Source organism: Wolbachia endosymbiont of Phyllotreta cruciferae (assembly GCF_918697765.1).
Lineage (GTDB): Bacteria > Pseudomonadota > Alphaproteobacteria > Rickettsiales > Anaplasmataceae > Wolbachia > Wolbachia pipientis.
Map to the genome: position 1 here is coordinate 61,815 of NZ_OU953855.1, position 21,674 is coordinate 83,488.

At 35.6% G+C, this 21,674-nt stretch carries 11 protein-coding genes and 4 pseudogenes; 8 read left to right on the forward strand and 7 right to left on the reverse strand.

Going from position 1 to position 21,674, the window contains the following annotated elements; translation table 11 throughout:
• Nucleotides 1-20 precede the first annotated feature (20 nt).
• Nucleotides 21-1,292 carry a phosphoribosylamine--glycine ligase gene (gene purD, locus NL281_RS00305; RefSeq protein ID WP_253303382.1) on the forward strand — a complete coding sequence of 424 codons (1,272 nt, stop codon included), beginning with the start codon at nt 21-23 and terminating at the stop codon, nt 1,290-1,292.
• Between the two features lie 636 nt (nt 1,293-1,928).
• On the opposite strand, the gene NL281_RS00310 is transcribed toward purD, so the two are convergent.
• A complete protein-coding gene (locus NL281_RS00310) occupies nt 1,929-2,174 on the reverse strand; it encodes a hypothetical protein (RefSeq protein ID WP_233641040.1) in 246 nt (81 codons plus the stop codon).
• A 167-nt stretch (nt 2,175-2,341) separates the two neighbouring features.
• Nucleotides 2,342-3,934: a WD_0033/WD_0034 family tandem repeat-containing protein gene (locus NL281_RS00315; protein ID WP_253303383.1), complete on the reverse strand. Its 1,593-nt coding sequence runs from the start codon at nt 3,932-3,934 to the stop codon at nt 2,342-2,344.
• A gap of 181 nt (nt 3,935-4,115) precedes the next feature.
• Between NL281_RS00315 and NL281_RS00320 the strand changes: the two genes are divergently transcribed.
• Both NL281_RS00320 and NL281_RS00325 read left to right on the forward strand, forming a co-directional pair.
• Entirely contained in the window at nt 4,116-5,138 is a 1,023-nt protein-coding gene (locus NL281_RS00320; RefSeq protein ID WP_253303218.1) for an IS110-like element ISWen2 family transposase, read from the forward strand.
• Nucleotides 5,139-5,491: 353 nt separating this feature from the next.
• Nucleotides 5,492-6,520 (forward strand): WD1261 family protein, encoded by a 1,029-nt coding sequence (locus NL281_RS00325; protein ID WP_253303384.1) that lies wholly within the window; start codon nt 5,492-5,494, stop codon nt 6,518-6,520.
• A 94-nt stretch (nt 6,521-6,614) separates the two neighbouring features.
• Here the strand turns inward: NL281_RS00325 and NL281_RS00330 are convergent, their stop codons facing one another.
• A complete protein-coding gene (locus NL281_RS00330; protein WP_253303376.1) occupies nt 6,615-7,646 on the reverse strand; it encodes an IS4 family transposase in 1,032 nt (343 codons plus the stop codon).
• A gap of 346 nt (nt 7,647-7,992) precedes the next feature.
• A complete protein-coding gene (locus tag NL281_RS00335) occupies nt 7,993-8,226 on the reverse strand; it encodes a DUF6290 family protein (RefSeq protein WP_010081986.1) in 234 nt (77 codons plus the stop codon).
• 251 nt (nt 8,227-8,477) lie between these two features.
• Here NL281_RS00335 and lipB point away from each other — a divergent pair, with 251 nt between their 5' ends.
• From lipB to miaB, 5 genes and pseudogenes are all read left to right on the forward strand, one after another.
• Nucleotides 8,478-9,095, forward strand: coding sequence for a lipoyl(octanoyl) transferase LipB (gene lipB, locus NL281_RS00340; protein ID WP_141456645.1), 618 nt, complete (start codon nt 8,478-8,480; stop codon nt 9,093-9,095).
• A complete protein-coding gene (locus NL281_RS00345) occupies nt 9,095-10,078 on the forward strand; it encodes an LD-carboxypeptidase (protein ID WP_253303385.1) in 984 nt (327 codons plus the stop codon). The genes lipB and NL281_RS00345 overlap by 1 nt, the downstream gene beginning before the upstream one ends.
• A gap of 872 nt (nt 10,079-10,950) precedes the next feature.
• Nucleotides 10,951-12,048 (forward strand): annotated as a pseudogene (ltrA, locus tag NL281_RS09025) (group II intron reverse transcriptase/maturase).
• A gap of 106 nt (nt 12,049-12,154) precedes the next feature.
• Nucleotides 12,155-13,377, forward strand: a pseudogene (locus NL281_RS00355) (IS4 family transposase).
• An 895-nt stretch (nt 13,378-14,272) separates the two neighbouring features.
• Nucleotides 14,273-15,592, forward strand: a complete 1,320-nt coding sequence (gene miaB, locus NL281_RS00360) for a tRNA (N6-isopentenyl adenosine(37)-C2)-methylthiotransferase MiaB (protein ID WP_253303386.1) — start codon at nt 14,273-14,275, stop codon at nt 15,590-15,592.
• A 432-nt stretch (nt 15,593-16,024) separates the two neighbouring features.
• Here miaB and NL281_RS00365 read toward each other — a convergent pair.
• The 3 genes and pseudogenes from NL281_RS00365 to pnp all read right to left on the reverse strand — a co-directional run.
• Nucleotides 16,025-17,185, reverse strand: a pseudogene (locus NL281_RS00365) (IS4 family transposase); the annotation flags it as partial.
• Nucleotides 17,186-17,291: 106 nt separating this feature from the next.
• A pseudogene (ltrA, locus tag NL281_RS09030) lies at nt 17,292-18,389 on the reverse strand (group II intron reverse transcriptase/maturase).
• A gap of 1,003 nt (nt 18,390-19,392) precedes the next feature.
• Nucleotides 19,393-21,666 carry a polyribonucleotide nucleotidyltransferase gene (gene pnp / locus NL281_RS00380; protein ID WP_095742791.1) on the reverse strand — a complete coding sequence of 758 codons (2,274 nt, stop codon included), beginning with the start codon at nt 21,664-21,666 and terminating at the stop codon, nt 19,393-19,395.
• Nucleotides 21,667-21,674 lie beyond the last annotated feature (8 nt).

Below are 21,674 nucleotides of genomic sequence, written 5' to 3' on the forward strand. Positions count from 1 at the left end.
AGAAAAGCGAGGAAATAAAGATGAAGGTTCTGGTTATAGGTTCTGGTGGGCGTGAGCACGCTCTACTTTGGGCTCTAAAAAAATCTCCTATCTTGACTGAGTTATATGTAACTCCTGGTCGCCAAGCTATGAAAGATCTTGGGGCTCTTGTGGATGTAAATATTCAAAATTCAGTGGATGTTACACAATTTTGCAAGAGAGAAAATATAGAGTTGGTTGTTATTGGTCCAGAACAACCAATAATTGATGGGCTTGCTGATGATTTAGTTGCGGAGGGAATAAATGTTTTTGCTCCAAGTCAAGCAACTGCAAAACTTGAGGGATCGAAGTCTTTCACCAAGGGACTATGTAAACGATATGGTATACCAACTGCCAAGTACGAGTGTTTTGTTGATGAAGGGTTAGCTAAAGATTTTATACGTAGCAATAAAATAAAGTTTCCACTTGTAGTGAAAGCAAATGGAATTGCAGCAGGAAAAGGGGTGGTTATATGTAATACAGAAAGCGAAGCTTTTTCAGCAATAAATTCAATGCTAGTGGAGAAAAAATTTGGTGAATCAGGTGAAGAAATAATCATAGAAGAGTTTTTAGTTGGAGAAGAAGTAAGTTTTTTTGCTCTTATTGATGGGTTGAAAGTAGTAACTCTTGGGTGTGCAAAAGATTATAAGAGAGTTGATGAAAGTAATGAAAGCCAAAATACTGGAGGTATGGGGTCGTACTCATCACCTTCAATTATAAGTAAGGACATGGAGCAAAAAATTATCCAAAAAATAATATACCCTACAGCTCAAGCATTGGTTAACATGGGTACGTCTTATAAAGGAGTACTCTTTGCTGGTTTAATGATTTGCAAAGATAGCCCAAAACTTCTCGAGTATAACGTTAGATTCGGTGATCCAGAAACGCAATCTATATTACCTAGATTTGATTCAAATTGCGATTTGTTAAAATTGATGTTGTCAGTTGCAGAAGGAAAGTTAAATGTCAAAATGGTGGAACTTAACAACAAATCTACAGTTTGTGTAGTTGTTGCAAGTAAAGGCTATCCGGGTGATTATCAAAAGGGAGAAGTAATTAAAGGATTAGATAAGATTGAAAGCATTCCTGGTGTGTTGGTGTTTCATGCTGGTACTAAATTCGATGAAAGTGGTAACTTAGTTTCCGATGGCGGAAGAGTGCTAAATATAGTAGCAGAAGGGAGCACTATAGAGGAAGCCAAAAGTAAGGTGTACTCAGCATTAAATTTTTTAGAATGGCCAGGGGGCTTCTTCAGATACGATATCGGTAGTTAATGTTAGCTGTCGGTTAGCAGGTGGTTCACAGAAACGAAAAACTTCCTTGACAAACTCCGCCAGCCCCCTTATCATGAAACTGAAGCTATTGTATTTGCTTTCGCCAATTTGCAGATTAAAAGGTAAGGATTACTTAATGTATCGGCGTCTTATGTTCAATTTTTTGCAGTATATAGATACTGTATGTCTTTACAAAACTTCATCTACATCTAGATTTTTATCTAAATAAGCTGAACGCGCTTATAAAGCGTTACAAGACATCAAAAAATGCCAATACTCGACAGAGATAGTAAAAGACTAGCTAACTCGGGGATTCTTTGTCTTTTTTTCTGCTTGGTAAATTTCTTAAACATTTGCAGCATAGGTTAGTTGCAATTAAAAGCAGCTAAATCTTGCTTGTCAAGCGTTTAAAACATAAAAAACGCCAATATTTTAAAGCAGATAATAACCCCAGGGCTTCTTTTGCCTTTTTTTTTATTTGGTAAATTTCTTAAATATTTATGGCTAAACGACAATCGTCATCCCGCTACTTGTTAGCGGGATCTAGAGATACCGCGGCGGTATGACGTAGGGAAACCTTTCTTGGGTTAGCTATAAAACTAATCAGCATCTTGTTTAGCACATATAAATTAAGTTTCACAAATATAGTGCTAAACCTTGAAAATATGTTATAGCTACTTCTTCCAATTTAGTGGTGGGTTTTGACAGTACACATGTTATTTTACTAGCTACCAACTCAAGTGTCACAGAAGTTGCAATCACTGCATTTATATTCTGTACTTTAACATTTACTCTACTTTCTATTAGAGGCTTTACCCCCCTTACATCATTACGTACAGCAGTATGATTTATTTCATTTTCAATTCCACTACTATGCTGCAACAAGATATCCCCATTAACTTTTATTTCAACATTTTTGTCACTACTACCATTGTTAAAATTTAATCCCTCATCTCTTCTACTTTGTCTTTTTTCTTTTAATTTTAATTCAGTTTCTCTTTTATCAAGGGTAGGAAATGGGATGTGAGTTTTTTCCTGACCATCTTGATTTATAGCTCTTGTTGTATTAAAAGCTTCGTTGCTTTTACATGATATTGTATAAGTAGTGGTGTGTAGATTTTTTCTTCACTATCTGGATATTTTATAGTTATTGTTGCATTAAGAATGTCTTTCAGAATATCATTTTCTCTAGCTATGTCTAAAATTTTTTGAATAACTTTGCGATCATGTAATGCGGCAAGTAACTTATCAGTTACTTTTTGATTATTTTTATGTTTTATGGTTATTGTTGTGTTAAGAATGTCTTTCAGAATACCGTTTTCTTTAGCTACTCTTAACATTTTCTCAACAGCTATACTATCTTTACGTAGTATAGCATAAGCAAGTGGTGTGCAAGTTTCTTCCTGACCATCTGGATATTTTATAGTTGTTGTTGCGTCAAGAATGTCTTTCAGAATACCGTTTTCTTTAGCTACTCTTAACATTTTCTCAACAGCCATACTATCTTTACGTAGTATAGCATAAGCAAGTGGTGTAACAGTTACTCTCCGACCATCTAGACATTTTATAGTTATTGTTGCGTTAAGAATATCTTTCAGAATACTGTTCTCCTTAGAGATTTTTAAAATTTCTTCAATAGCTATACTATTTTCACGCAGTATAGCATAAGCAAGTAGTGTGTAAGTTACTTCCCGGCTATCTGAATGTTTTATAGTTGTTGTTGCGTCAAGAATGTCTTTCAGAATATCGTTTTCTTTAGCTACTCTTAACATTTTCTCAACAGCTATACTATCTTTACGTAGTATAGCATAAGTAAGCGGTGCGCAAGTTTCTTCATGACCATCTGGACATTTTATAGTTGTTGTTGCATCAAGAATATCTTTCAGAATACCGTTTTCTTTAGAGATTTTTAAAATTTCTTCAATAGTTTTGCTATTTTTACATGATATAGCGTAAGTAAGCGGTGTGTAAATTTCTTTCTGACCATCTAGATATTTTATAGTTGTTGTTGCGTCAAGAATGTCTTTCAGAATATCGTTTTCTTTAGAGACTTTTAAAATTTCTTCAATAGTTTTGCTATTTTTACATGATATGGCGTAAGTAAGCGGTGTGTAAATTTCTTCTTGACCATCTAGATATTTTATAGTTGTTGTTGCGTCAAGAATATCTTTCAGAATACTGTTCTCTTCAGCTGCTACTAGAATTTCTTTAATAATTTTGCTATCCTTCCGGAACATAGCAAAAGCAAGTGGTGTGTAAGTCACTTCCCGGCTATCTAAATGTTTTATAGTTATTGTTGTGTCAAGAATATCTCTCAGAATACCGTTTTCTTTAGCTACTCTTAACACTTTCTCAACAGCTATACTATCTCTACGTAGTATAACATAAGCAAGTGGTGTGTAAGTCACTTCCCGGTCTAGATATTTCATAGTTGTTGTTGTGTTAAGAATATCTTTCAGAAGAGTACTGTTCCCTTTAGCTGCTACTAGAATTTCTTTAATAGCTTTGCTATCCTTCCAGAACATAGCATAAGTAAGTGGTGTGTAAGTCACTTTCTGGCTATCTGGATATTTTATAGTTGCTGTTGTGTTAAGAATATCTTGTATCTTGAAAAAAGCATCTAATGCTTTAAGCTTAAGCATTAGATGGAGAAGGGAAAAACTCTGGGCAATACCTTAGATATAAAATCTGTGGGAAAGAAAAGAATTCCCTTCTCAAAAGTAGAGGCTGGACGGTATCGTAGAAAAACCTAAATGGTTCTAATTCTGTATTCACAAGGTAAGCCTTACTTTTCATTTTTAATAGTAGTATATGGAGTTATATATGATCAACAACTTTTTAGGTATAGATGTTTCAAAAGAACGTTTTGATGTTTCTCTCTCATTCATAAGTAAAAAAGGAAAGCGTGAAACTAGGAAAAGGAAATTTAAAAATGATGATACTGGGTTTCAAGGTCTGCTGAACTTTCTACAAAAACATAACATAGAAGAAGTAAAAGCTTGCATGGAATCCACTGGTTGTTATAGCGAAGCTTTGGCTGAGTTCCTCCACAACGCTGGATATTTCGTTAGTGTTGTAAACCCAGCTTGCATAAGGTTTTATGCAAAAAGTAAGCTTACACGACAAAAGAATGACCAGACTGATGCAGAGATTATTGCAGATTATTGTCAAAGACAGAAACCTTCTCGTTGGACACTACCTTCTCTTGAAAAGAAAAAATTAAAACATCTTTATCGTTGCTCAAATGCGTTAAAGGATGAGTTAACATTAGCAAATAATCATTTAGAAAAAAAAGAGAGGCTGCCTAAAGAAGTTGCAAATGCTTGGGAAGACCTTGCAATGAACATAGAGCAAAAAATAGAAACAATAAAAAACTCCATACGCGAACTATTAAAACAACACAAAGAATTGTTGGAAGATTTTCAACTCCTATTAACTATTCCAGGAATAGGAGAGGAAACAGCAATAGCTATTTTAGCTGAAATTCCTGGTATAAAAGCCTTTATAAATGCTAGGCAATTGGCAGCATATGCTGGAATTATACCACAAAATATAACATCAGGCTCATCCGTACATGCCAAGCCCAGATTAAGTAAAACCGGTTCACGAACATTACGTAAGGCAATGTACTTTCCTGCTATAGCAGCTAAAAAGCACAATCCTATCATTATGGCTTCTTGCGAAAGATTAAAAGAGAAAGGCAAGCATGCTATGGCCATAGTTGGTGCTGCAATGCGTAAGTTACTTCATATAGTTTTTGGTGTTTTAAGTTCAAAAAAGGCCTTTGATCCAGATCATATCAAGAACTATAGGGCTAAAAGGTTAACTGAAGGTTTAGTACTTTAAAATCAAAAAATGCTTCTAATTCATCTTATGTAAAATGGCATCTTACACAAATTTATTGAATGTTGTTGGTTAGTGGATATGTTGATAAGTAAATTTCTGCTGTTTTATATGTAACTAATTTACTTATCAACATATCCACTAACTATAATCTGTGTACCGCTACACAGGATATGAATAAGAAGTATTTTTTGATTTTATGATGTAACTTGAGCAATTTTTATAATTTTTTTGTTGACTGGTGAGACGGTATCTTTTTCTACTTAGTTTAGGTTATGCAAGAAGTCTAATAACATTTATTGCTATTTTGCCATGTATCCCTTATACTATAAAGTAGAACATTATAGGTTTCAGCAATGATAAAAGAAATTGAAGAACTAATAAAAATTGTTGGTAAGGGTAATTTATTAGAGACGTTATTTATTTTTTTAGGTAGCTTTCAACATGCTGACTTAGGTCGTTTTATGGATCACAGAAATCATTTTGGTTTGTCTGAATTCATTAGAAAAAAAGAGGAACCATTAGATAAATATTTTAACTTAAAATTTAGTCTACAAGGGCTGTTTTTAATTTATGCTCAAGCTTATCAAATTCTAAGTGAAAACAATAACCTGAATACTAAAGATGTCATAGATAAAATATATGAAGTTATTAAAGGATCTGAGTTAAATGAATATATAAATGAAGTAGTAGATGGAAGAAAATTAGATTTACTTAACATCTTAGCAAATCCAAAGAGAGAACCAATATTTAAAACAGAAGAAGATTTTGAAAATAAAGTACTCATTGGTCTTAGAAAGTTACTAAGTGAAGGAAATACATTAAACAAATATGACAGAGAATTTGCATTAAATAAGTGCGTTATCAGCAGCTATTATTCCATTCATGACATAAAAGCAGATAAAGATATAGCATTGTTCTTTTCTTTGGGTGGTCACTATAAAGAACTTTCGTCATCTAACAAAACAGTAAAAAGAGAAGTATTAGAGATATGTGAGAATCAGTTAATAGAGAGCTATATAATGTTCTTAGCTGGCAAACTACACATGATCGGATTATCAAGTAGAGATAAATATACAATCGACCATGAGAATGTGGATCGGCAAGAGAAAGCATTGAAAATGGATGGATTAATATATCCTATAAATACAAAAAACACCCTAGAGCAACTGTTAAAAAACCAAAATAGTGATGAATTTGAACAATTAATAACGAGCCCTGATAATATATACTACTCAGTGCTGCAAGAAGAGAATGAATGTAGGCCAAATCCTATCACCAGCAAGAAAAAAGAAAAAGACCATAAAAACACAGTCTGTAAACTTATTTTAGGTATGTTTGTATTATCTGTTGGGTTATATGCTTACTTTTACCCACAATTTTGAGAGGTTATGATGTGAAGCATAACAATGCTCTCCTTAAGGTTTTCATAGCCCCGCCATAGAGTCATAGACCCTGGTAAATTATCACTTTTTCTATTCATAAATCACCCAATTTTCCTAACCAAATAATAGCTTGTTTTATGTTTGGAGGTTCTTCGGGTAATGTTGCTACCCGATACTCACGCATGTAAAGGACCTTCCACTCTTCGTTGCTTAAAATTTTAGTACAAATTTCCATGGGATTTGATAAAGCCACTTTTGTCAAATATAAAATTTTAAACGCGATTATACTTTTTATAGCAATTAACTTCTGTAATCTTTCTTTTGTAGCTAAGCGGGAGCTTTCTATCTTACATCCTGATTTTAAAATCCTAAAATACTCTTCAATTTTCCACCTTAGCTTATACCAATTTATCTTTTCTATGGCATCTAAAGTATTATTAATCGGTACATTAGTTAGTAGAGTCCAGTCGATAGCTTCCAATCCATCAGGAGGATTTGTTTCTTTTGCACTTACCACATATACAGGGATTTTATCACTTATTTTATGTATTGTATCTTTTGACCCATAAATGGAAGAAGATCTGATAGGTATATAGCCTTTCATATACTTAACTTCAATATTAGCTTTCCTTGATCTCTGGTTTCCACCTTTAGTAACTTCTAGAGAAATTTTCTTTTTTACTGGCAGTTGAGTGATGCGTGTTTGCAAATCTGTTTTTCCGACTTCAGTACAGATAAATCTTCTATTAGCTCGATTGCGGATTACATAAAAACTACCTAACGTCTCAGCCACCCATAAAAATTTGAAGATGTCTGCTTCCCTATCACCAAGGGTAACAAGTTGTACATTTGGAGGAAGGTTGTTTATAGTTTCTTTAAGAGCTGTTATCCACTTATAACTTTCTTTTTCTTCTATGGAGGTACGGTATTTTCTGTTTGCTTTTTCTTGTGCCGTTTCTTCTTCCCTAATAGAACGCGCCCAACATTGTTGGGAAGATAGACCTAAAGGTAATCCGTCTCTGCTGACTATTAAGGCACTATGCAACAGTAAACCCATTTTATGCTTTGTATAAGCTTTAGAAATACTGCCTAGTCTCTTGGTCTTTATACTTACTTTTACCCACAAATATAAATGTTTGTTGCATAGCTCTTAATGGCATAACTTTTGCTTGAAATAACTGTTTATATGGTGCAATTTACAGCTTTTAGTTGCTAAAATTATAACTCTTAGTTTAATAATTTTAATCTAATAAGCTTTCAGGTTAATAAAATTAAATTATTTGAGTAAATACAATACTATGTTTTTATTTGTGGGTAATAGTAAGCCCTTAATCTTCTTTGTCCTTTAAATCTGTAATATAATGGCTCACCAAGGTTAATGGGATCAACTGTAAGGCGCTTATTTATCGCATTTATGATCCTTAATCTTATTGTTTTTGGAAGAGCTGGAAGGTCTTTCTCAAGAACGCTTTCTATGAAGATAATATTGTATTCCAGTCTACATCCTCACTTCTAATTTTCTTTACACCTGAAACATTACGTTTAGCAGCACGCTCAATTAGTATTTTATCTTCCTCATTTTCAATTGCTTCTTGTATTAGCTTCTCTGTTAGTTCTTTAATGGACTTATTTCTTATTTTAGCCAGTCCAGCAAGACACTCTGAAATTTCGTTGTTGAAAGTTATGCTAAATTTTGAGTTTGCCATATATTTTACCTAAAATCTACTAATAATTATACAACATTTTTCTGAATTTTTCAATAAAAAAAGTTGCCTATACGTAAAGAGGACCTGTGTTGACAAATAATTAAACATTTGTCATGTACTATGTTTGTTAAGGAGAAATAGCACAGAAGTTAGTATTAAGTATATTAGGAATAAGAAAGGCTGCGCCCAGTGTCACACACTGGAATAACAGGAAAAAACGAACTGCTATACTAAAAAAAAAGAAATAGAATATGACAGAATGGCTAATATCTAATCAGCTTATTGATTATAACTGTGCTGTAAAATCCATGGAAGAGAAAATTCAACAAATTCACAATAATTCAGCAGACGAATTGGTATGGCTACTCCAGCACCCTCCACTTTATACTGCAGGAATCAGTGCAACAGCTGATGATATTGTTGAAAAACTATTTCCCATATATAAAACAGGAAGGGGTGGTAAACACACATATCATGGTCCAGGACAGCGCATTATATATTTAATGTTAAACCTTAAAAAAAGAAACAAATGCGATATAAAGCTATATATTAGAGATCTAAGTAAGTGGATCATAAATGTTTTAAAGCAATTTAATATACTTGGAGAGTTTAGAGAAGATAGAATAGGTATTTGGGTAAACCATAACGGAGTAGAAAAAAAAATTGCAGCTTTTGGTATCCGTTTAAGAAAATGGGTAACTTATCATGGCATAGCGCTTAACGTCTTTCCAGACCTCTCTCATTATAAGGGTATTATTCCTTGTGGACTGCAAGATTATGGCGTCACGTCAATGGAAGAACTAGGAGTGAAAGTTCCACTCTCTGAATTGGATGATATACTAAAAAAAGAGTTTTATAAGATATTTTAATGATTGTTTATCTTTTATATTTCATTCTCACTTTATGTGCTAACACAAGTATTCATGCAATCGACCAAGTTGATATTATTGCTCCTTCTTCGAAGGGAAAAGAATCAGATCTGACTACTATAAAAGAATATGTAGAAGCTTTGGATTTTAATCCCCATATTTCGGAGAAAATATATAGTAATGATAATCCATTTTATTCCAACTCTGATGAATTCAGAGCAAATGATTTGGTTAGTGCACTAACCGGTGATAGTAAAATAATCTGGTGTATCAGAGGAGGAGAAGGGGCTTCTCGGTTAATTCCCTATCTAGAAAAGTTACCCAATGATAAAAAAGAAAGGATTGCTCAAAACAAAAAGATCCTCATAGGCTATAGCGATATAACTGCCTTGCACATCCATCTACAAGCTAAATATGATTGGCAAACTCTTCACGGCACCATGTTGGAAATGATAGTAAATAACTCCGTTTCTGAAAGCTCTGTTGAAAAATTGAAAGAGTTAATTCTTAACAAGCGGGATTCTATCAGATTTGATAAGCTAAAGATGATAAATAATGGCATTAGACTAAAAGATGGCAGATTAAAGTCTAAAATCATCGGTGGTAATATGACTTTAGTTGAAAACAGTATAGGAACTGTTTGGCAAATAAATGCGAAAGGTAAAATTCTATTTTTAGAGGACATAAGAGTCTACCCATACGCAATAGAGCGCAGTTTAGATCACCTAAAACAAGCTCACATCTTTGATGGAGTACATGCAGTAATCTTTGGGGATTTCGTTAACTGCTATAACGATAACCTTGTTGAAGTTGTAAAAGAAAGGTTTGCAAAAAGTGTTAACTTTCCTGTATTTACAATGAAAGGGGTAGGCCATGGACATACAAATGATCCTTTACCTTTTAACACTCACGCTATTATTAGCGTTCAAGACGAAAAAGAAGGTTTGTTTTTTATGGACGTGCAGAATGTTAGCTACACATAGCTGATAGCTCAATGGCGTCAACTTAAGGAAAAATATCAGCGATAGTGTATAAAATTTCTCTCTAAATTTTTTATCATTAAATTATCCAAAGAGTGCAATAAACAGCACTTTTGTTTCTATTTTATTTCAACAAAGAAGTTTAAAATGTGTCCTTTTTAGGTGAAACATGCGTGCGCCAAGCAAAGTGCGTAAAGTCCAGTTGGTGAAAATCCAACCCAGGCAAAGCCTAGCCAGCAGGCTGGAACAAACCACTATGCTGCGTAAGGTAACGAGCGTAGTAAAGCTAGTGGAATGGACAACACAGGGTACAACGAAAGTGAAGGTATTGAGTCCCGAAATTCTCGATGTCATAGAGGTCGACACGTTGCATATAGTGGAAGACAGCAAGAAGGGTAACAATAGGGCAAGTTATCACTCACTCTATCGGGATCTGAGGCCGTATCACGTGTTGAGATGGAGTTTACGTAAACTTGGGAGATCCTTTGTATTCCTATTAAGGTACGTTGGAACAAGTCAACAAAGGCGAGTACTGACGGAAGATATAAAGGAAGTCGGACTGATTGATAGTACTCAGAGTGTGGGAAAGCCACATACAAGGGGAAGCGGTCAGCAATATAGTGACTGGTTTAGGAATTGCTATGCCAATACAACGGAGGTTGGAATAACGTGCAAAGAAAACTAAATCAGATAGCAGTAAGAGCCAGGCAAGATAAACGATTGAAATTTAATCGTTAATTCATCTGATAAACGCAGAGAATCTTGCTGAATGTTATAAAGAGCTAAAGCATAACAAAGCATGCGGTATAGACCAGGTGACAGTAGAAGCTTATGGAGAAAATCTTGAAGAGAAGCTCAACACTCTGGTGGATAGTATGAAAAGAAAGCGATATCAACCGCAACCAGTGAAAAGAGTATATATACCAAAAGCTGGAAGCAAAGAGAAACGCGGGCTTGGAGTACCGTCTACAGAAGATAAGTTAGTCCAGATAATGCTGAAGAAGATATTAGAAAATATTTATGAAGCTAACTTTCTGGATAACTCATATGGTTTTCGTCCTGGTAGAAGCTGTCATCAAGCGGTAAATGCACTAAATAAAGCAGTTATGTACAGACCAACTAACTATGTAGTAGAAGTTGATATCAAGAAATTCTTTGATAATGTCCAGCACAAATGGCTAATGAGATGCTTGAGAGAACGGATAACAGACCCAAACATACTGTGGTTAGTAAAACGATTTCTTAAGGCAGGAGTAGTCGAAGCAGGACATTATGAAGCAACTGAACTAGGCACACCTCAGGGGGGAATAGTAAGTCCTATACTAGCTAATATATAGTTGCATTATGTGCTGGATTTGTGGTTTGAAAAGAAATTCAAGCTAAGATCTAAAGGTTATATGGAGCTAGTTAGGTATGCAGACGATCACCTGATTTGCTGCGAAAGAGAAAAAGATGCTAGAGAACTCTTAGAGTCACTGAAACAAAGGCTAGGAAAATTTGGACTGGAAATATCTGAAGACAAAACAAGAATAGTAAAGTTTGGCAAAAAGGAGTGGCAACAAGGAATAAGGGAGAAACGAAAAACGGAAAGTTTCAACTTTCTAGGATTCACCCATTATGGTACAAGGAGTCGTAAAGGTAGAGTAATGGTAGGTCATAAAACCTCGAAAGAAAATCTATCTAGAAAACTTAAAGAAATCAAAGAATGGGTGAAAAAGATTCGAAATAAAGTTCACCTTAAAGATTGGTGGTCAATACTTAAAGCAAAACTAACAGGACACTATAACTACTTCGGAGTTAGCGGAAATTACCGGTGGTTGAATAAATTCTTCTGGCGGGTAATCAAGCTAGCGTATAAATGGATAAACCGACGTAGTCAGAAGAAGAGTATGAATTCAAAGCAATTTATACACTATCTACAAGTTAATCCATTACCAAAACCAAGAATATGCTACTCATTATATACAAAATAGGAAATGCTGTGAATACTACATTGTGGAGCCGTGTGCGGGAAAGCTGCAAGCACGGTTCTGGTGGGGGAGTCATAGCGATAAAACTTAATCAGGAGGATTTAAAACTATGACTTCTACCAAACAAAAAGGAAAAAATTTTATTCTACAAATTAAAAATATAATATACTCGAAAGCTTTTCAGAGAATCCATTGTGTTGAGTTTTACACGAACAAGAAAACTTCCTTTTTCGGCAGTATTTTCTATGATTTTAAAGTTAGTTAAAAAAAGTTTGGGAATAGAATGTGAACTTATGGAGCCATTGACATGTACCCTCAAAGCAAGCTTTTTCTAAAGCAAGATATAAGATTTGTCATACAGGTTTTAAAGAATTTAAGCATCCAAACAGCCTATCAAGATGAGCCTGAGTTGGAGAGGCTATAGGCTTATTGCAGCAGATGGTTCTGGTATGAGATTACCGAGCTCTGAAGAAATTGTATCCGAGTTTGGCCGCTTTAAACCAAATGGAACAACAGGCACAATGCCACCATTGGCAATTTGTTTGTTGATTTATGTACTTCGCTGATTTGCAGTGCTCGCCTTGCGGCTTGGAATGTGGGTGAGCAAACGTTAGCAGAAGAACAATTACCTGAAGTCGTTACTCAAATGCGTTCATTAAATCAAGATAGATTATTATTTATCTACGACCGTCTTCATTAAAATTCATTCAGCAGCATTATGAATTGAAAGTAGACTTTATTTTTCGCTTGCAAAAAAGAAATTATAGCAAGCTATGGGAACGAATTTCATCTGGTGAATTAGATTTTGATTTTGTGCTAGAAAATAAAACGAAAAGCCAAAAAGTAAGAGTAATAGTGCTGACATTAGCCAACGGAGAAACAGAGGTATTGGTTACTTCACTTTTTGATCGAGAAAAATTTACTTTGGAAGATATCAGCAAAGCTTATGTATTAAGGTGGCATATAGAGGAGTGCTATAAACGACTCAAAATAGGTGCAGAGTTAGAGAATTTTTCTGGCGTAAATTTAGAGGCTGTATTACAAGAATTTTGGGCAAACTTAGTCATGTGTAATATATTGTCGCTTCATATGTGTGATGCACAAGGGCCTTGGAATCCAGATCAAATTGCTGAGTATCGTTTAAATTTTTCGGTTTTATTTGGTGTAATGAGGCAGAAACTCTATCAGGTACTTATTGCGCCAAAAAACTTTCAAGCCCTTTTTGATAGAGCAAGTATACGCGCTAAAGTTAAAATCCGACCGGGACGATTGTATAGCCGCGATAAGGTAGATAAGCCCAAACGCCATCATGTCTTTAGGAGAGTTTGCTAATGAAAGTTCTTAAGTTGACGCCATTGTCTGTTCAGATGCATGGCTAATGTACAATACTGAAATAAAAATTCCAGTGCTCCCTTTCTTGTCATCCCAGTGCTTGACACTGGGATCCAGCTTTCTTTACAAATTCACCAAAAGTGCTTCATTCTATAACGCAAAACCCATACTCACCAAACTCAATGCATTACTTGCAATTAAGTTTCCTGGATGCCAGTGTCAAGCTACTCGGATGACACCATTCTTTTTCCTGGATCCCAGTGGGCTTTGTTGCATCGCTAGCTATGATGGATAAAGATAAAAAAGGTAGAGAATATCAGTAGCTTATTATTCTGGTATTTATAACAAGAACGGTCAGTGAATACCTAAATTTGAGTAAAAGAAATTTCACTACCACTCACTAATCCGGCTAAAATTCAAGAATTTCAATGCTTTAGCTATTTTCAATAGAATTAAATTTATTAATATAAATAATAAATTACTATTCTTAAATTTGATCAGATTGATTGCAAAAAAACAAGATTTTCAATAGGTTGCTTATAATCCTAACTATAGTTAGCCTTTCATAAGTAGCGATGCAACAAAGCCATCCCAGTGTCAAGCACTGGGATGACAAGAAGAGGGCACTGCCCTCTTGGATGGAAGCCAGTGTTAGCTACTTTCATGACACCCTGATAACCGTCATCCCGCTACTTGTTAGCGGGATCTAGAGATACCGTGATGGTATGACGTAGGGGTTGCCGAGAACTTGTCATCCCAGTGCTTGACACTGGGATCCAGTTTTTCGTATAATTTTGTCAAAATCTATTGTGCTAGCAAGTTCACTAGCGTCACGCGCTGGTCTGTTAGACATTTACGTGTAGGGTGAAGAAATTTTGAAAAAGACATACCAAATATGAAAGGCCTATATATTAAAACTTACGGCTGTCAGATGAACGTTTATGACTCCGTTTTAATGGAAAATGTAATTAAACCTTTGGGGTTCAACGTTGTTAGTGATGCAGGGAAAGCCGATTTAGTGATACTGAATACTTGTCACATTAGAGAGAAGGCAGCAGAAAAACTTTACTCAGAGCTTGGGAAGATTCATTCGTTACGAAAAGAAATGACTATAGTGGTGGCTGGGTGTGTAGCGCAAGCAGAGGGAGAAGAAGTGTTCAGAAGGGCTCCTTTTGTTGATATTGTTGTTGGTTCGCAGAGTATCGCTACCTTACCGGAGCTGATAGTCAAAGCAAGCAGAAGTAAAGGTCATGTAATAAACACTGATTTTCCTGAAGTTGCAAAGTTTGATAAATTGCCAGATGAATGCTATGGCAATAGCCAGGGGTCTTCTGCGTTTCTTGCCATACAAGAGGGTTGTGATAAATTTTGTACGTTTTGTGTAGTGCCCTATACTCGTGGAGCTGAGTATTCACGGCCAATGAATGAAATATTTCGTGAAGCATTGAAATTAGTTGCAAATGGGGCAAATGAGATCAATTTGCTTGGTCAGAACGTCAATGCTTACCATGGGGAGTGCGAAGGGGAAGTGTGGAATTTAGGAAAATTAATTAGTCATATTGCTAAAATTGAAAAGCTAGAGAGGATTCGTTATACAACTTCTCATCCAAGAGATATGCATGAATCTCTCTACTTGGCACATGCGGAAGAGCCAAAGCTCATGCCGTTTGTTCACCTGCCTGTGCAGTCTGGTTCGAATAAAATATTGCACGCGATGAACAGGAAACACACTGCAGAGGAGTATTTGGAAATAATAGACAGATTTCGCAAATTGAAACCTGAAATCGAATTTTCTTCTGATTTTATTGTTGGTTTTCCTGGAGAAACCGAAAAAGATTTTGAAGAAACTATGAAATTAGTAGAAAAAGTTAGATATGCTCAGGCTTATAGTTTTAAATACAGCCCAAGACCAGGCACACCGGGAGCGGAAAGAAAAGATCAAGTACCAGAAGAGGTTAAAACAGAGCGCCTTCTTCGTTTACAGAAATTAATTAGTAAGCAACAACTTGAGTTTAACCAGAGTATGGTAGGTAAAACTATACCTGTTCTATTTAGCGATAAAAAAGGTAAACACCAAAACCAAATTATTGGTAAAAGCCCATATATGCAATCAGTGTGCATTGATGATTCTGAAGATAAATACAGGGACAAAATAGTAAATGTGAAAGTGTTGGAAGCTCGGCAGAGTAGTTTGCTGGGGTGTGCATTTCACTGATTTTAAGCAGCGTTAAATATAAATCTTAAGCAAAGAGTATTGAAAAAATGCAATCATAATCTTTTTCAAAAGTTACAAAGTTTAATTGCTACCTCTGCTGAACGGGCAATGGCGTCAACTTAAGAACTTTCATTAGCAAACTCTCCTAAAGACATGATGGCGTTTGGGCTTATCTACCTTATCGCGGCTATACAATCGTCCCGGTCGGATTTTAACTCTTACTATTACCCACAAATAAAAACATAGTATTGTATTTACTCAAATAATTTAATTTTATTAACCTGAAAGCTTATTAGATTAAAATTATTAAACTAAGAGTTATAATTTTAGCAACTAAAAGCTGTAAATTGCACCATATAAACAGTTATTTCAAGCAAAAGTTATGCCATTAAGAGCTATGCAACAAACATTTATATTTGTGGGTAATAGTAAGATTTTAACTTTAGCGCGTATACTTGCTCTATCAAAAAGGGCTTGAAAGTTTTTTGGCGCAATAAGTACCTGATAGAGTTTCTGCCTCATTACACCAAATAAAACCGAAAAATTTAAACGATACTCAGCAATTTGATCTGGATTCCAAGGCCCTTGTGCATTACACATATGAAGCGACAATATATTACACATGACTAAGTTTGCCCAAAATTCTTGTAATACAGCCTCTAAATTTACGCCAGAAAAATTCTCTAATTCTGCACCTATTTTGAGTCGTTTATAGCACTCCTCTATATGCCACCTTAACACATAAGCTTTGCTGATATCTTCCAAAGTAAATTTTACTCGGTCAAAAAGTGAAGTAATCAATACCTCTGTTTCTCCGTTGGCTAATGTCAGCACTATTACTCTTACTTTCTGTCCTTTCATTTTATTTTTTAGCTTTTCATTTTCTAATATAAAATCGAAATCTAATTCTCCAGATGCAATTCGTTCCCATAGCTTGCTATAATTTCTTTTTTGCAAGCGAAAAATAAAATCTACTTCCAAATCATAATGCTGCTGAATGAATTTTACTGAAGACGGTCGTAGATAAATAATAATCTATCTTGATTTAATGAACGCATTTGAGTAACGACTTCAGGTAATTGTTCTTCTGCTAACGTTTGCTCACCCACATTCCAAGCCGCAAGGCGAGCACTGCAAATCAGCGAAGTACATAAATCAACAAACAAAGAAACCCTTGCTAATGGTGGCATTATACCTGTTGTTCCATTTGGTTCAAACTCGGATACAATTTCCTCAGAGCTCGGTAATCGAATACCAGAACCATCTGCTGCAATAAGCCTATAGCCTCTCCAACTCAGGCTCATCTTGATAGGCTGTTTGGATGCTTAAATTCTTTAAAACCTGTATGACAAATCTTATATCTTGCTTTAGAAAAAGCTTGCTTTGAGGGTACATGTCAATGGCTCCATAAGTTCACATTCTATTCCCAAACTTTTTTTAACTAACTTTAAAATCATAGAAAATACTGCCGAAAAAGGAAGTTTTCTTGTTCGTGTAAAACTCAACACAATGGATTCTCTGAAAAGCTTTCGAGTATATTATATTTTTAATTTGTAGAATAAAATTTTTTCCTTTTTGTTTGGTAGAAGTCATAGTTTTAAATCCTCCTGATTAAGTTTTATCGCTATGACTCCCCCACCAGAACCGTGCTTGCAGCTTTCCCGCACACGGCTCCACAATGTAGTATTCACAGCATTTCCTATTTTGTATATAATGAGTAGCATATTCTTGGTTTTGGTAATGGATTAACTTGTAGATAGTGTATAAATTGCTTTGAATTCATACTCTTCTTCTGACTACGTCGGTTTATCCATTTATACGCTAGCTTGATTACCCGCCAGAAGAATTTATTCAACCACCGGTAATTTCCGCTAACTCCGAAGTAGTTATAGTGTCCTGTTAGTTTTGCTTTAAGTATTGACCACCAATCTTTAAGGTGAACTTTATTTCGGATCTTTTTCACCCATTCTTTGATTTCTTTAAGTTTTCTAGATAGATTTTCTTTCGAGGTTTTATGACCTACCATTACTCTACCTTTACGACTCCTTGTACCATAATGGGTGAATCCTAGAAAGTTGAAACTTTCCGTTTTTCGTTTCTCCCTTATTCCTTGTTGCCACTCCTTTTTGCCAAACTTTACTATTCTTGTTTTGTCTTCAGATATTTCCAGTCCAAATTTTCCTAGCCTTTGTTTCAGTGACTCTAAGAGTTCTCTAGCATCTTTTTCTCTTTCGCAGCAAATCAGGTGATCGTCTGCATACCTAACTAGCTCCATATAACCTTTAGATCTTAGCTTGAATTTCTTTTCAAACCACAAATCCAGCACATAATGCAACTATATATTAGCTAGTATAGGACTTACTATTCCCCCCTGAGGTGTGCCTAGTTCAGTTGCTTCATAATGTCCTGCTTCGACTACTCCTGCCTTAAGAAATCGTTTTACTAACCACAGTATGTTTGGGTCTGTTATCCGTTCTCTCAAGCATCTCATTAGCCATTTGTGCTGGACATTATCAAAGAATTTCTTGATATCAACTTCTACTACATAGTTAGTTGGTCTGTACATAACTGCTTTATTTAGTGCATTTACCGCTTGATGACAGCTTCTACCAGGACGAAAACCATATGAGTTATCCAGAAAGTTAGCTTCATAAATATTTTCTAATATCTTCTTCAGCATTATCTGGACTAACTTATCTTCTGTAGACGGTACTCCAAGCCCGCGTTTCTCTTTGCTTCCAGCTTTTGGTATATATACTCTTTTCACTGGTTGCGGTTGATATCGCTTTCTTTTCATACTATCCACCAGAGTGTTGAGCTTCTCTTCAAGATTTTCTCCATAAGCTTCTACTGTCACCTGGTCTATACCGCATGCTTTGTTATGCTTTAGCTCTTTATAACATTCAGCAAGATTCTCTGCGTTTATCAGATGAATTAACGATTAAATTTCAATCGTTTATCTTGCCTGGCTCTTACTGCTATCTGATTTAGTTTTCTTTGCACGTTATTCCAACCTCCGTTGTATTGGCATAGCAATTCCTAAACCAGTCACTATATTGCTGACCGCTTCCCCTTGTATGTGGCTTTCCCACACTCTGAGTACTATCAATCAGTCCGACTTCCTTTATATCTTCCGTCAGTACTCGCCTTTGTTGACTTGTTCCAACGTACCTTAATAGGAATACAAAGGATCTCCCAAGTTTACGTAAACTCCATCTCAACACGTGATACGGCCTCAGATCCCGATAGAGTGAGTGATAACTTGCCCTATTGTTACCCTTCTTGCTGTCTTCCACTATATGCAACGTGTCGACCTCTATGACATCGAGAATTTCGGGACTCAATACCTTCACTTTCGTTGTACCCTGTGTTGTCCATTCCACTAGCTTTACTACGCTCGTTACCTTACGCAGCATAGTGGTTTGTTCCAGCCTGCTGGCTAGGCTTTGCCTGGGTTGGATTTTCACCAACTGGACTTTACGCACTTTGCTTGGCGCACGCATGTTTCACCTAAAAAGGACACATTTTAAACTTCTTTGTTGAAATAAAATAGAAACAAAAGTGCTGTTTCCTGCGGCTTCTGGATAATTTAATGGTAAAAGTTTTAGAGAGAAATTTTATACACTATCGCTGATATTTTTTCTTAAGTTGACGCCATTGCCTGAACGGATACCTTGGGTTAGCTATAGCTAACACCACAATTGTACTAACATTGTGATTTGAGAACAACCTTCACCAGAAAGGGTGTCATTCCAGTGTTAAGCACTGGAATGACGAGAGGTAACGCAAGAAGTTTACTCTTAATAAAAACCTGATGATGAATCATTATTACCAAATTTCGGCCTATTTCTGTTGCTGAAACCAGAACGAGGACGAGGAGGCCTCTTATGGTGACTTCCTCCAGGTTTTCTACTAAATGAATTATTGTAATAATTATCCCTGTCATTTGGACCATCTTTCCTTTCCTCGTTGTAAAGCTCACCTTCAAAAAACTCTCCCGTCTCTTGATCAACCCGACGTCTTGACAACTTTGGACACCCACCTTTTTCGAAGTCAATTACTAGTGCTTTGAAAGTATCATCTTGTTTAAGTACGCTCTCTATAGAATCTATATGTTCATTAGCTACTTCACTTATGTGCATTTTTCCTTTTCTGCCATTAAGAAATTCAAGCTCTACAATAGACTTCTCTATTCTTACAACCTTGACATCAACTATAGAACCTTGTTCTAGTTCTGTTATTGAATCAATCATCATACTCTTTGCAATTTCAGCTTCAGTGCCACTCGTAGCAAAAACAGAAACTTTACCATCATCTCCTATTTCAATTTTTGCATTACTTCTTTCACACACACTGCGTATATTTTTCCCCTTAGAACCTATAGCAGCAGAAATTTTGTCTTTATCTATGTAAAATGATAACATCCTTGGTGCATGGTCTTTGACATCATCACTGTGTTCTGAAATCACTGCATTCATTTTTTCTAAAATATGTAATCTTCCAGCTTTTGCCTGTTCTAAAGATTTTTCAACAATTTCAAAGCTTATACCAGAAATTTTCATGTCCATTTGTAGCGCCGTAACCCCTTCACTAGTTCCTGCTACTTTAAAGTCCATATCACCAAGATAATCTTCATCACCAAGTATATCGGAAAGTATTACATACTCGTCTTTATCTTTGATGAGACCCATAGCAATTCCAGCAACAGGGGCCTTTATTGGCACACCCGTATCCATTAAAGCAAGAGAAGTCCCACAAACTGTTGCCATAGAAGAAGAACCATCAGACTCCAAAATTTCGGACACTACTCTTATTGTATAAGGAAATTCAGACTTATCGGGTAAAACAGGATGAATTGCTTTCCAAGCAAGTTTGCCATGACCGATTTCTCTTCTTCCTGGTGCACGCGCAGCAGAAGTTTCTCCAACAGCAAATGAGGGAAAGTTATAATGCAACATGAAATGCTCACGTCTATCCCCTTCAATATCATCCACAATTTGCTCATCTTGAGTGGTGCCAAGAGCAGTAACAACCAGTGCCTGAGTATTGCCTCTTGTAAATAGTGCAGAACCGTGAGTTTTGGACAGAATATCAACTTCAACTTCTATCTGACGTATCTCATCATGCTTACGACCGTCTATCCTTACACTTTTCTTCCTAATTATTTCACGTACTAAAGATCTTTCAAAGTTTTTTACTGCATACGTAATTAACTTTTCGTCTTTTCCAGTTTCTTTAAGAGTATTCAATATATTCTCTCTAATCGCTTCTAGAGCTTGAACTCGCTCTTGTTTTACTGTTTGCGAATATGCTTTTTCAAAATCTTTACCGTATTTTTCGAGCTCTTGTGTTATATCTGATGCATCAATAGGGGCAAAGCTCTCAGGTTTATTGCCAATTGTATCAGCAAACTCTTTTATGAGCTTAATGACAGGCTTAAGGTGTTCATGGCCAAATTTTATTGCATTAAAAACATTTTCTTCAGAGAGCTCTTTCACTTCTGATTCAACCATTAAAATTGAATTTTCATCACCAGACAAAAACAGATCCAAGCTGCTTGCTTTCATCTCTTGAACAGAAGGGTTGAGTATATAGTTATTATTTTCATCACAACCAACCATCACTCCAGCTATAGTAAAGTGAAAGGGAACACCAGAAATTGCAAGAGCTGCAACAGCACCAATCAATGCTGGCACTTCAGGAGGATTGACTGTATCATAAGTTAATAGATTGCACACCACACTAATTTCATCATGAAATCCTTCTGGGAATAGTGGTCTTATACTTCTATCTATTACTCTTGAGATTAAAGTTTCTCTATCAGATGGCTTGCCTTCTCTTTTAAAAAACCCGCCAGGGATCTTACCCATGGCATAGCTTTTTGCGATAAACTGCACATTTAAAGGTAGGAAATCAACGCTTTCTTCCTTCTTTTTACGTACAACAGTTACTAAAACAGAAGTATCACCGTAATTTACAACTACTGAACCATGAGCTTGGCGTGCTATTTTTCCTGTTTCTAAAGATAAGGCACGACCACCCCACTCTATAGATTTTTTTATAATTTTAAACATATTAAATT

Coding starts and splice junctions, on each gene's coding strand:
- purD (WP_253303382.1), top strand. CDS start 21: ATGAAGGTTCTGGTTATAGGTTCTGGTGGGCGTGAGCACGCTCTACTT.
- NL281_RS00315 (WP_253303383.1), bottom strand. CDS start 3,934: ATGCTTAAGCTTAAAGCATTAGATGCTTTTTTCAAGATACAAGATATT.
- NL281_RS00320 (WP_253303218.1), top strand. CDS start 4,116: ATGATCAACAACTTTTTAGGTATAGATGTTTCAAAAGAACGTTTTGAT.
- NL281_RS00325 (WP_253303384.1), top strand. CDS start 5,492: ATGATAAAAGAAATTGAAGAACTAATAAAAATTGTTGGTAAGGGTAAT.
- NL281_RS00335 (WP_010081986.1), bottom strand. CDS start 8,226: ATGGCAAACTCAAAATTTAGCATAACTTTCAACAACGAAATTTCAGAG.
- lipB (WP_141456645.1), top strand. CDS start 8,478: ATGACAGAATGGCTAATATCTAATCAGCTTATTGATTATAACTGTGCT.
- NL281_RS00345 (WP_253303385.1), top strand. CDS start 9,095: ATGATTGTTTATCTTTTATATTTCATTCTCACTTTATGTGCTAACACA.
- miaB (WP_253303386.1), top strand. CDS start 14,273: ATGAAAGGCCTATATATTAAAACTTACGGCTGTCAGATGAACGTTTAT.
- pnp (WP_095742791.1), bottom strand. CDS start 21,666: ATGTTTAAAATTATAAAAAAATCTATAGAGTGGGGTGGTCGTGCCTTA.